10 protein-coding genes are annotated in these 12448 nt (G+C 66.3%); 6 read left to right on the plus strand and 4 right to left on the minus strand.

All coding sequences use genetic code 11. The features are described from left to right. Nucleotides 1-42: 42 nt before the first annotated feature. Nucleotides 43-876 (minus strand): polyphosphate kinase 2, encoded by an 834-nt coding sequence (gene ppk2 / locus D571_RS0105650; RefSeq protein WP_018935707.1) that lies wholly within the window; start codon nt 874-876, stop codon nt 43-45. Nucleotides 877-1014: 138 nt separating this feature from the next. Between ppk2 and D571_RS0105655 the strand changes: the two genes are divergently transcribed. Both D571_RS0105655 and D571_RS0105660 read left to right on the plus strand, forming a co-directional pair. Then, on the plus strand, nt 1015-1539 hold the full coding sequence (locus D571_RS0105655; protein ID WP_018935708.1) for an NfeD family protein: 525 nt from the start codon (nt 1015-1017) through the stop codon (nt 1537-1539). After that, entirely contained in the window at nt 1536-2531 is a 996-nt protein-coding gene (locus D571_RS0105660; protein WP_018935709.1) for an SPFH domain-containing protein, read from the plus strand. Before D571_RS0105655 ends, D571_RS0105660 begins: the two co-directional genes overlap by 4 nt. Before the next feature lie 111 nt (nt 2532-2642). Here the strand turns inward: D571_RS0105660 and D571_RS0105665 are convergent, their stop codons facing one another. Both D571_RS0105665 and D571_RS0105670 read right to left on the minus strand, forming a co-directional pair. Then, a complete protein-coding gene (locus tag D571_RS0105665; protein ID WP_018935710.1) occupies nt 2643-3722 on the minus strand; it encodes a lipoate--protein ligase family protein in 1080 nt (359 codons plus the stop codon). 65 nt (nt 3723-3787) lie between these two features. Next, nucleotides 3788-6013: a TonB-dependent siderophore receptor gene (locus tag D571_RS0105670; protein ID WP_018935711.1), complete on the minus strand. Its 2226-nt coding sequence runs from the start codon at nt 6011-6013 to the stop codon at nt 3788-3790. 146 nt (nt 6014-6159) lie between these two features. Between D571_RS0105670 and D571_RS0105675 the strand changes: the two genes are divergently transcribed. Genes D571_RS0105675 through D571_RS0105685 form a run of 3 tightly spaced genes read left to right on the plus strand, consistent with a single transcriptional unit; the run spans nt 6160 to nt 8639 of the window. Further along, entirely contained in the window at nt 6160-6630 is a 471-nt protein-coding gene (locus tag D571_RS0105675; RefSeq protein WP_018935712.1) for an ATP-dependent zinc protease, read from the plus strand. A gap of 14 nt (nt 6631-6644) precedes the next feature. Continuing rightward, a complete protein-coding gene (gene rimK / locus D571_RS0105680; protein WP_018935713.1) occupies nt 6645-7550 on the plus strand; it encodes a 30S ribosomal protein S6--L-glutamate ligase in 906 nt (301 codons plus the stop codon). Continuing rightward, on the plus strand, nt 7551-8639 hold the full coding sequence (locus D571_RS0105685) for a succinylglutamate desuccinylase/aspartoacylase family protein (RefSeq protein ID WP_018935714.1): 1089 nt from the start codon (nt 7551-7553) through the stop codon (nt 8637-8639). A 33-nt stretch (nt 8640-8672) separates the two neighbouring features. Here the strand turns inward: D571_RS0105685 and D571_RS0105690 are convergent, their stop codons facing one another. Then, nucleotides 8673-9266 (minus strand): CBS domain-containing protein, encoded by a 594-nt coding sequence (locus D571_RS0105690; protein ID WP_018935715.1) that lies wholly within the window; start codon nt 9264-9266, stop codon nt 8673-8675. A 442-nt stretch (nt 9267-9708) separates the two neighbouring features. Here D571_RS0105690 and D571_RS0105695 point away from each other — a divergent pair, with 442 nt between their 5' ends. After that, entirely contained in the window at nt 9709-12435 is a 2727-nt protein-coding gene (locus tag D571_RS0105695) for an EAL domain-containing protein (RefSeq protein WP_026287614.1), read from the plus strand. The last annotated feature ends 13 nt before the right edge of the window (nt 12436-12448 follow it).

Raw genomic sequence — 12448 nt, forward strand, 5'->3', positions numbered from 1 at the left:
GGTCCCGGGCCCTGCCCGGGCTCCCTCCGGGGAGCGCCACGTTCAGTACCGCGCGGGGACATATTTGCCGGTCAGCAGCGGCCCGCGGGCGTCCTGGTCGTTGGCCCAGACGCGCGGTTCGAGAACCGGTCGCTCGGGCGGATGGTCGCTGTAGGGGATGTTCGCGAGGATATCCGCGATGCAGTTGAGCCGCGCGTGCCGCTTGATGTCCGCATCCACCATGCGCCAGGGCGCATGCGCGGTATCGGTATGGCGCAGCATGTCGTCCTTGGCCTTCGAGAATTCGTGCCACAGCTCGCGCGATTTCAGGTCCATGGGCGAGAGCTTCCAGCGCTTGACCGGATCCTCCACCCGCGCCCGGAAGCGACGTTCCTGCTCCTGTTCGCTGACCGAGAACCAGTACTTGTACAGCTCGATGCCATCTTCCACCAGCAGCCGCTCGAAAGTTGGACAGGCATGGAGAAAGCGCCGCACCTCTTCATCCGAGGCGAACCCCATCACCCGCTCGACCCCGGCACGGTTGTACCAGGAGCGGTCGAACAGCACGATCTCCCCCGCCGCCGGCAGATGCGCGACATAGCGCTGGAAATACCACTGCCCCTGTTCGTGATCCGACGGCTTGCCCAGCGCGACCGTACGCACGATGCGCGGGTTGCTCTTCTCCATGATCCGCTTGATGACCCCGCCCTTGCCGGCCGCGTCACGGCCCTCGAACAGGATCACCACGCGCCGCCCCTCGGCCTGAACGCAGCGCTGCAACTTGATCAGCTCCACCTGCAGCCGGCGCAGCTCCCGTTCGTAGACCTTGCGCCGCAGCACGCCTTCCTTGTTGTAGTCCTCGGCATCAAAGCGCCGCAGGCGTTCCCCATCCGCCATCTGCTGTCTCCGGCCATCACGGACCCGCAGTATGGCAGCCCGTGCGGGGCGCGGGCATCCATTCGGGACCTTGACCATGCATTGCAAGCCCGCGCCGAGTCGGGCAGGGTCGACCCACACAACGGAAGGAACCGAACCATGGCCGACATCGCCTCCTGGGCCGGCGCGCTGGACCCCTGGCAGATCTGGCTGCTCGCTGCCCTGCTGATCCTGATCATCGACCTCCTCCTGCTGGGCGGACTGATGTCCGGCGGCGGGGGCATCACCCTGGTGCTGGCCGGTGGCGCGCTCGGCGCGATGGTGGCGGCCGCGTTCGGCGCCGAACTCGCCGGCCAGCTGAGCGCCGGAGTGGTCGGCATGATCCTGGCCGGCGCCCTGGCCTTCTGGGTTGGCCGCCGCTGGTCCGGCCGACCCCGGCAGGGCCCGCCGGACGACCCGCGCGTACGCGACGAGATCCTCCATCTCGAACCCTATAACGGCGGTCTGGGCGTGCGCGTGCTGGGCGACGCCTATCCGGCGCGCGCCGAAGACCCGCAACAGACCCTGCGCGAAGGCGACGCCGTGCGCATCCTGCGTTTTCAGGGCATCACCGCCGTGGTGCAACCGGCCGGCGACGCCGCCGATACCCGCTCCAGCCATACCAACGAAGGGAACTCCGCATGAACACGCTCATTACCCTCATCGCCATCGCCGTCCTCGTGGCGGTCTTCCTCAGCATGGGGATCACCATGATCCCGCAGCGCCGCGCCCAGGTGATCGAACGCCTCGGCAAGTACCACCGCACCCTGGAGCCGGGCCTGAACCTGATCATCCCGTTCATCGACCGACCCCGGGCAATCACGATCCTCACCTTCAAGAACGACCAGCCGGTGGTGCGCACCGAGGACAAGATCGACATGCGCGAGGTCGTGCTGGACTTCCCCAGTCAGTCGGTGATCACCCAGGACAACGTCGGCGTCCAGATCGACGGCGTGCTCTACTACCAGATCATGGACCCGCAGGCCGCGGTCTACGGCACCGAGAACCTGGTGCTGGCGATCCAGACCCTTGCCCAGACCTCGCTGCGCTCCGAGATCGGCACCATGGAGCTGGACAAGATCTTCGAGTCGCGCCAGGAGATCAACGCACGCCTGCAGGCGGTGATGGACGAGGCCGGCAACAAATGGGGCCTGAAGGTGAACCGCGTGGAGATCCGCGATATCGACACCCCGCAGGAGATCCGTGAGGCGATGAACCAGCAGATGGTCGCCGAGCGCAACCGCCGCGCCACGGTGCGCGAGGCCGAGGGCTACAAGGAAGCCGAGATCCAGAAGGCCGAGGGGGACAAGCAGGCGGAGATCGCCAAGGCCGAGGGCCAGAAACAGGCCGCCATCCTGGTGGCCCAGGGCGAGAAGGAGGCCATCCAGAACGTGATGGCCGCCCTCGAGGGCAAGGCCAACGACCCGATGGCCGGCGTGCAGTACCTGATCGCACAGCGCTACATCGAGATGCTGCCCGAACTGGCCAAACAGGGCGACCGCGTGTTCGTGCCGATGGAAGGCACCGCCCTGCTGGGATCACTCGGCGGCATGCGCGACCTGTTCGGTGCCGGGGCGATGTCCAGCGTCGACAGCCCGGCCGGGACGGTGACCGGCACCCCGACGCAGGGTCGCTGACGCCGTGCCCAACCGGCATGCGCCGAGCGGTGGGGACCCACCGCCCGGCCTTGCCTAACCGGCCTAGCCGCCGTGCCTGCTACGCCGCCTTGATACGGGCCGTACCCGTACTCAGTGCGGTTCGTGGTGGCGAGCCGCCAGAATGGCCGCCGCCACATCCCCGGGTTCGATGCCCGGGGCATCCAGCCCCACTCCGGACATGGCCGTGGCCACCGCATCCTGCAGCACCGGCTCCTCCAGCGGGATCCCGTGCAGGGCCTCCGCGACCCGATCCATGCCGTCTTCAGGGAAGACCGTGAAGTCGCCGGACAACAGGAGATCGGCGATCTCGTCGTCCTTTTCCATCAGCTGCGCGCGGATCAGCCCGCCGGCCGCCTTGTGCGCACCCTCGGTGAGATGCGTGCCCGCAGCGATCTTGACCCCCATCTCCACGAACTTGCGCCCCTTGCGGTAAGTCCACTCGGGATCCGCCAGGGCGTGCACCTGTTCATCGATGGCGGCGATCTCCTCGGCCGTCGGCTCGCTCATCTCGACGTCCACGTCCAGCTCCTCGCCGACCCGCTTGAGGAACGCCTCGCGCACCGTCTCGCGCGGCGGCTTTTCCCCCAGCTCGCGGGTGAGCGTGGTGATGTAGTCCTCCATGCCGGCACGCAGCTTGTCGCGGAACTTCTCCGACGGAACCTTCAGGCATTGCGCCATGGTCGCGGTGTCGAAATCGAACATGAAGCTCCCGACCATCACCGTCGCGTCGCCAATGCTGGCCGCGCCGGTGCCGCCGATCTTGCGCCCGTCGACGTGGATGTCGTTCACCGGACGGAAGGTCGCGTTGACCCCCAGATCCTGATAGGTGTGGATCACCGGATCGATGAACTTCTGATAGATCTGCGAGACGATACGCGGGGCCTTCGCGCTCGGGTAGATGAAGTGGAAGAACATCTGGTCGCGGTCCAGATACACCGCGCCGCCCCCCACATGCCGGCGCACGACGGGGAGGTTCTGTTCCTCGCAGTACTCCTCGTCCACCTCCAGGGCGATCTCCTGATGCAGCCCCACGCAAACGTAGGGATCATCGGGATTTACCAGCGTCAGCACCGGATCGTCGTCCGGCCCCATCGCCTCGGCCACACCGTGATACACGGCCTGGGAACGCAGTGCGGGCTGCTGCCCGAAATCGATCACGCGCAAACGCATCTTCCTTCCTCTGATCGAGCGGGGCCGGGCCCCGCTGTCCATGGCGGTTCCGGTCGCGGGCCGGATCAGAACTCAGCGTACCAGACCACGCCGAAGCTGCGACCGGGGGCCAGGATCTCCTGTGCCCCGCGCGCCGGGTCTATCTGGTTTTCGCGCTGGCCGGTCACGTGCTCGCGGTAGGCCTTGTCGGCGATGTTGTTCACCTGGAAGGTCAGTTCGTTGTGGCGCAGCAGACCGGACGGCTGGAAACGATAGCCCACCAGCAGATCCCCGGTCGCGAAGCCAGCGGTCTCGCGTTCGGTGTTGTCGGTGAAGCGGTCCGCCGTGCGATCCTGCCGCGCCACCGCACGCAGCCGGCCTTCCCACTGCCAGCCCTGCTCCACCGAGCGGCGCAGCGCGATGCTGGCCTCCGGCGGCGGCATCTCGGCCAGGGGCTCGTCGAACCGACTGTCGCGGTTCTCGCCCCGGATCCAGGTGCCGGTGAACTCGCCGCTCACGTGCTCGGTGAACGGACGCTGGACCTGCAGCTCGACCCCGTGGATGCGGGCCTCGTCCAGGTTGACCGTCTGGCGCTGGCCCTCCTCCGGCGTGAGCCCACCGATGTAGTCGCGAATCCGGCTCTCGTAGGCGGAGACCATGTAGTTGAAGCCCTGCAGATGCCCGCGCGCGCCGACCTCCAGGGTCCGGTTGCGCTCGGGATCCAGCTGCGGATCCGAGGTCCAGGCATTGCCGTCGCTGTAGGGATAGGTCAGGAACCGCTCGATCAGGCTGGCAGAACGGTAGCCTTCGGACAGGCTGACGTAGGGATTGATCTCCTCACGCAGATCCCAGTTGAAACCGGCCGACCAGCTCAGGTTGTGATCCACCTGCTGCAGATCTCCGTCATGCCCGGAGACCGCATCCGCATCGCCCTCCACACGGTCGTATCGCAGGCCGAGGTTCAGGGTACCGGCATCGAGGAACGTCTCGTGCTGCACGAACACGCCCTGCGAATCGATCTGACCGTCATCGATCAAATTGATGAACAACGCCAGATCCTCGCGGGCGCCAGTGTCCCCCGCGAGCACCGGGAACGGGGCCGAGTCGTCATTCGGACGGTAATCCTGATCGACATGACCGATATAGGAATCCGGACTGGCCCGCAGGCGCCAGTATTCGGCGCCCACCAGCAGGATCTGGTTGTCGGTCGGGAACAGCTCGGTCTGGATCCGGGCCCCGTCGGTGGTGAAGTCGGTGTCGGAGACGCGGTAGTCCCGCCCCAGCGCATGGCTCCAGTCGTAGTTGCCGCGCGAAAGCTCCTGGCGGTAGATCGAGGCCTCGATCCGGGGCGCCCAGGCGCCGCCGAAATCGCCCTGGTAACTCGCCTCCAGCAGGTCCCGGGTCTGGGTCGGCGTGTAATGGGTATTCAGGCCCCGGGGCTGTTGCTGCAACCTCTGCTGTAATGCAAGCGCTTGCTGTTCATCCGTTACCACCCCCAGTCCGGGGTTCACGTCTTCCGGATTATCATCGGTGAACGTCCGCGACGCCAGGTACCACACGTCCTCGCGCTCGTCACGCTGGGCGCGGAAACCGAGCTCGTGGTCCGGCGTCAGACGGGTGCGATAGCGCAGGTGATAGGCCTGCTGCCGGGTCCCGCTGTCGTCCAGGCGATCACCGTCGCCCATGCGGTAGTCGTCGGTATCCAGATAGGCGGTGGAGAAGTCCAGCACGTGGCGTTCGTTGGAGGCGGTCACCCCCAGCGCGGTGCGCAGCCCGCGATCCACCGAGCTGTAGCCCAGACGGCTCCAGGCGTTCATTTCCTCTTCTTCGGTGAAATCGCCGCTGCGGGTGATGATGTTGATCACCCCGCCCATCGCGCCGGAACCGTAGAGCACCGAGCTCGGACCGCGCACGATCTCGATGCGTTCGATCAGATCCATGTTCACGTAGGAGGCGAGCGAACCACGCGCCGGCGGCTGCATCGCGTTCACGCGCACGCCGTCCACCAGTACCAGCACCTGGTCACGCTTGAGACCGCGGATAATCGGGTCCTGCCCCACCGAGCCGTCCACCGCGGTGGCCAGACCCGCTTCGCCGCGCAGCAGGTCGCCCACGCCCACCCCCGGGCGGTTGCGGATCTCGTCGCGGTCGATGACCGTCACCGATGCCGGCGTATCCTCGACCAGCGCCTCGTAGCCGGTGGCCGTCACCGATACCGGTGCCAGATCCACGGCTTCGCCCTGGGCCAGGGCCGCGCCCGGAACGGCCAGCAGCGTGGCCAGCGTCGTCTTCCCGATGGTACGTTGCGTCATGGTGCTCTCCCCGTTATCGAGGCACGCAATTTAGGCAGGGTCGGCCCGGGCCGCAAGCGGATCCCCACTGCCAATAAGGAGAAGCTGATGTATACGCCGGAATCCTTTGCGGGTCACTCCCCGGGCGCGCGCCCCACGAGCCCCCGATGAAGACGCCCGCGATCCTTGGCTGGCGCGAGTGGGTCGGACTGCCGGAACTGGGCCTGGAGCGAATCAAGTGCAAGGTCGACACCGGGGCGCGCAGCTCGGCACTGCATGCGTTCGCGATCGAGACCTTCTCCCGCGACGGCCAGGAATGGGTGCGCTTCGGCATGCACCCGCGTCAGCACGATGACCGCCACGAGGTCTGGTGCGAGGCCCCGGTGCTGGACGTGCGTCCGGTCACCGACTCCGGGGGCCACCGCAGCGAGCGCTATTTCATCCGCACGTCACTGGATATCGGGGATGTGCAAATGCCGGTGGATCTTTCCCTGACCAGTCGCGATACCATGATGTTTCGCATGCTGCTCGGGCGCGAGGCGATGCGGGGCCGGTTCCTGGTGGATCCCGGCGCCTCGTTCTCCCTCGGACGGCCACCGGGCCCGCCCGACATCCGCGACGACGAAGCCGCCCACTGACACCGGGGAACCCCATGAAGATCGGCATCCTGTCCCGCAACGCCAAGCTCTATTCCACCCGCCGCCTAGTCGAGGCCGCGCAGCAGCGCGACCACGAGGTGCGCGTGGTGGACCCGCTGCGCTGCTACATGAACATCACCGCGCACAAACCGCAGATCCACTACAAGGGCGACATCCTCGACGAGTTCAACGCGGTCATCCCGCGCATCGGGGCCTCGGTCACCTTCTACGGCACCGCGGTGCTGCGCCAGTTCGAGATGATGAACGTCTATCCGCTGAACGAATCGGTGGGCATCTCGCGCTCGCGCGACAAGCTGCGCAGCCTGCAGCTGCTGTCGCGCCGCGGGATCGGTCTGCCGGTTACCGGCTTCGCCCATTCACCGGATGACATCGACGATCTGCTGGCCACCGTCGGCGGCGCGCCCTGCGTGATCAAGCTGCTGGAGGGCACCCAGGGCCTGGGCGTGGTGCTGGCCGAGACCAAACAGGCGGCCGAGAGCGTGATCCAGGCGTTCATGGGACTCAAGCAGCACATCCTGGTGCAGGAATACATCAAGGAGGCGAAGGGCTCGGACATCCGCTGCTTCGTGATCGGCGACAAGGTGGTCGCCTCCATGAAGCGCCAGGCGAAGGAAGGCGAATTCCGCTCCAACCTGCACCGCGGCGGCAGTGCGGCGCTTTGCCGGATTACCCCGGAGGAACGCGCCACCGCGGTGCGCGCGGCCAAAGTGATGGGCCTGAACGTGTGCGGCGTCGACCTGCTGCGCTCCAACCACGGCGCAGTGGTCATGGAGGTCAATTCCTCGCCCGGACTGGAGGGCATCGAGGCCGCCTCGGGCAAGGACGTCGCCGGGATGATCATCGACTTCATCCAGAAGAACGCGAAGCCCAACCGAACCAAGACCAAGGGTCGCGGCTGAATGGCCGGACTGCCGCGGGCGCGCCGCAACCGGCCGATCACCCTCGGGGACACCACCGTGCAGCCGGGCGAACGGCGCACGGTGGAACTGGAAGTCGGCAGCCTGTACACCCACACCCCTACCCACATGCCGGTCCAGGTGGTCTGCGGCCGGCAGAAGGGACCGGTGCTGTTCGTCAGTGCCGCCATCCACGGCGACGAGATCAACGGCGTCGAGATCATCCGCCGCCTGCTCAAGGTGCGTGCCCTGCGCCGCATGAAGGGCACGCTGCTGGCGGTGCCGGTGGTCAACATGCACGGTTTCATCAACCAGAGCCGCTACCTGCCCGACCGGCGCGACCTCAACCGGGTCTTTCCCGGGTCCCGCAAGGGCTCGCTGGGCGCGCGCGTGGCGCGCCTGTTCATGCGCGAGATCGTGTACAACAGCACCCACGGCATCGACCTGCATACAGGGGCCATCCATCGCTCCAATCTGCCGCAGATCCGCGCCAACCTGGACCACCGCGAGACGCGCGAGATGGCCCAGGCCTTCGGTGCACCGGTGATCCTCAACTCGGCCCTGCGCGATGGCTCCCTGCGCGAGGCGGCCGCGGAGCGGCAGGTGCCCATCCTGCTGTACGAGGCCGGCGAGGCCCTGCGCTTCGACGAACTCTCGATCCGCGGCGGTGTGCACGGGATCATCGAGGTCATGCGCCATCTGGGCATGCTGCCCGTCCCGCCCCGCCGACGTCGCCGCGAGCCGGTGATGGCCCGCGCCTCCAGCTGGGTACGCGCACCGGAGAGCGGCATCCTGCGCATCTTCGTGCGCGAGGGCGACCGGGTGATCCGCGGCCAGACCCTGCTGGGGATCGTCTCCGACCCGTTCGGCGAACGCGAGACCGAGATCCGTGCCCCGGTGTCGGGCATCGTGATCGGCCAGCTCCGCCTGCCGCTGGTGAACGAGGGCGACGCGGTGTTCCACATCGCCCAGTTCCACCGCACCGACATCGCCGTGGAGCGCCTGGAAACCTTCCAGGAAGACCTGGAGGCGACCGGCTACCCCTACGCCGATGGCGGCAACGGTGGCAACGCCGGCAACGACACCGCCTGAGGGATAACGCCCCGGCCCGCCTTCCCGCCGGGATCAGGACGCCAGCGAACGCTCCAGCTCGGCGAACGACTGAGCCGGCCCTTCCGGCGAGACTTCCACGCCCAGCTGACGCCCCACCTGGGTCGCCGAGAACAGGCCACATACCGCCTCGCTGCCGTCGTCCCGGCGCATCACCACCAGCGCATGCTGGCGCCCCGATTTCTTCAGCGTCCGGACCACGTCACCCACGCGCGAGTGTTCCACCTTGTCCAGGTCCATCGCTTCCAGTTCGCTGACCTTGCTCATCACGTGCTTCACTTCCACCGCGTCGCGGGGGATCCCTTCCTCCTGCGCGGCCCGCACCGGGCCTTCGCCCATTATGTCGCGCGCGGTCACCACACCCTTCACGGAATCCTGCGCATCCACCACCAGCAGCAGGCGAACCCCGGCATGGATCATCCGCTGCAGCGCCTCGTCGGCCCGCATGTCCGCCATGGTCGTGACCGCCGGCACCTTGCGCAGGTCGGTCATGGCGCGATCCGCCGGCGACTCCGGCGTGACCCGCGGCGCCAGAACGCCATCGCAGCGCAGCACGGCGGTATCCGCTGACAGCGGGCGAGTCTGGATGGGGGCAAAGCTGTTGTTCATGAACCGCTCCTTGACGTGGTTGCACGGCCCTCGCGCGAACCCCGCACGAAGGTCATTCCCTCGGAGTGTAGTCAGAAATCTTCGTTCAGTGTCATTGAGGCTGCCGCGACGACATGAATCCACGCCGACTCGGACGGGCCGGCCAGCGGCTTTCCGACCACATGGCAGGATGAATTCGGTGGATTGATATTGACCCCCTAGATACAGCTGAAAAGCTGCAACCACTCGACTGTCAAAAGTCGAGCCCTGTATCGTTATGGTACTGGACGCATACAAGGCTTGTATTGGAAATGACACCCACTCGACGTTCCTTCGAGTTCGTGTTGCCGCGGACTGGTGAAGTTGCCTGCCACGAACCGCTGCAGCACCCGGTTCACCCGGTCGCCCCCGAGGGCTCTGCCGGCAGATGGTCCGGTGAAAGCACTTCATCGGGTCTTCCAGGTTGATCCCGGACGGTCTTGCCAGCGTTGATGTGTGCCTGCTCACGGCACTGATCGCCGGTTCCCTTTCCGGCGTCGTCCTCGCGGCACTCGCTTTCCGGCTGTTGTTGCGCCGCCTGAAGGCCTCCGAACGAACGCTAAAAATCAGGCTGGAAGAGTACCGGCAGGCTGCCTCGCAGGCCCTGGTGCCCATCGGAGAGCAGGCAGACAAAACCGATCTCGCAGCGACGCTCCGCCGGATGCTCCACTCTTCGGGGGAGACTTCCGCGCGGTTGCGGGCACAGAAAGAGCTCCTCCAGCACCTCCACGATCTCCTGGAAAATAGCGAAGATCTGTGCGGCATCGCCGATGCCGATTACCGCTACACATGGGCCAACCGCGCCTACCGCGAACATTACGGGCTGACTGACGAGGAGCTCGTGGGGCGTTCACTGCCCGAAATTCTGGGAGCGGATTATTTTGAGCAAACGGTCAAACCCTATCTGGATCGCTGCCTGGGCGGGGAGACTGTGAGGTACGAGACCGAGCGCACCACGACCGATGGCCAGCGCCGTCGACTTCGGGTGAACTACTATCCGCTTGGCCCTGGTCTCGACCGGAAACAGCGGGCGGGAGCGGTCATTACCGATATCACAGACCTGCGTGCGGCCGAGAACGAACTGCAACGCCAGGCCCACCTGATCGAGATGGCCGGCCAGATCGCCCGCGTCGGCGGCTGGTCGGTATATCTCGATGACGGGCGAATCGCCTGGTCCCCGGTGGTCGCCGAGATCCATGGCATGCCTGAGGGATACGCCCCGCCGATCGAGGACGGGATCAACTTCTACGCTCCCGAGTCGCGGGACCGGATCCGCACCCTGTTCAACAACTGCATCCAACGGGGGCTCCCCTACGACGAAGAGCTGGCCATCATTGACACCGAAGGACAGCGCAAATGGGTACGTGCACTGGGCGAACCGCTTTTTGATGCTGAAGGCCGCATCGTGGGGGCCCAGGGGGCCTTCCAGGATCTGACCCGCCACCGCGAACGTGAGCGCCAGCTCCACCGGTTCCGCCACATCATCGAGCAGAGCCCGGCGGCGGTCGCCGTCACCGATCTGGAAGGCCACATCGAATACGTGAACCCGGCCTTCGAACGGGTCTCCGGCTATTCCAGAGATGAGCTGTTGGGCCAGACACCGGCCCGGATCCAGAGCGGCAACACGCCGGACGAGGTCTACCGGGATCTTTGGGGGACCATCACCGCCGGGGAGACCTGGACCGGAGAGATCCAGAACCGGCGCAAGGACGGGACCCTGTTCTGGGAACAGGAGGTCATTTCGCCGCTCAAGGACGAACAGGGTCGGGTCATCAACTACGTGGCGATCAAGCAGGACATCACCCCCCTGAAGAAGGCCGAGGAGCAACTCCGCCGGCTCGCCTTCGAGGACGCCCTGACCGGACTGCTGTCACGTTCTGGCTTCGAACGGGCGCTGCAGGAACGGATCGATGGGGAGCACTGGCATCCGGCCGGTATCCTGGTGATCACGGACATCGCGGCACTGCGCGACATCAACGAGTCTTACGGCTACGAGGCCGGCGACTGGCTGCTGAAGGAATTCGGGCAGCGTCTGAAAGGACAGGCGGGCGACCGCGGCCTGGCGGGCCGGATCGGCGGCGACGAATTCGTTGTCTTCCTCGCCGAACCCCGCGAGCCGCCGGAACTCGAGCTGGACGAGCTGCACGACGCATTGACCGCGCCCTTCGCGATGAACGGCGCGGAGTTCGAGGTCGCGATTCGCATGGGCTTTACCCGTATGGGTACCCGGCGTCGCACGGCGGAGGATCTGCTGCACGAGGCGGAGCTCGCCCAGTTCCGCAACCATGCCGAGGCGTCCCAGCTCTGGTCGGCGTTCACCCCTCAACTGCTCGAGGAAACCCAGGAGCGCATCGACCTCACGCGCGATCTGCGTCAGGCCCTCAACGAGGACCAGCTCGAACTCCATTTCCAGCCCAAGGTGGACCTGGCCAGTGGCCGGCTGGTGTCCTGCGAGGCCCTGCTGCGATGGAATCACCCCGAGCGCGGCCTGCTCCCGCCGGACCTGTTCATCAGCCTGGCCGAACAGAGTCAGCAGATCACCGCAGTGGGCGACTGGGCGCTCGCGCGGGCCTGCCGGCATCTGCGCGAATGGCGCGATGCGGGCCTCGAACCGGTCCGTGTGGCGGTCAACGTGTCGCTGACGCAGTTCGAGGTCGGCAACTTTGCACGACGCGTGCAAAGCATCCTAGAAGAATCGGGGGTCGCCCCCGAGGAACTGGCACTGGAGGTTACGGAAGGGGTGTTCATCGGACAGTCCTACGCCCTTTTGCGACAGATGCGCTCCCTGCATGAAATGGGCGTGCGCCTGTCTCTGGACGACTTCGGCACCGGCTATTCCTCGCTGCTCTACCTCAAGGAGTACCCCTTCGACGAAATCAAGATCGACCAGGGCTTCGTGTTCCACCTGCTGGACGAGCCTTTCCATCGCCACATCGTGGAGACGGTGGTGACACTGGCCCGGGCGATGGATGCGGAAGTCATTGCCGAAGGCGTCGAGTCCGCGCAGGTTGGCGAGGCCCTGCTGGAAATGGGCTGTCCCTTCGGCCAGGGCTATTACTACAGCATGCCGCTGGAGGCGGAGGACTTCCGCTGGTTGCTGGAGCAGCGAGGACGCCTGCCGCTGGGCAGCTCTCACCCGCCATCGACCTGAACAACCGGAGTGC

The sequence above is a fragment of the Thioalkalivibrio sp. ALJ24 genome, assembly GCF_000377785.1.
Taxonomy (GTDB): domain Bacteria; phylum Pseudomonadota; class Gammaproteobacteria; order Ectothiorhodospirales; family Ectothiorhodospiraceae; genus Thioalkalivibrio.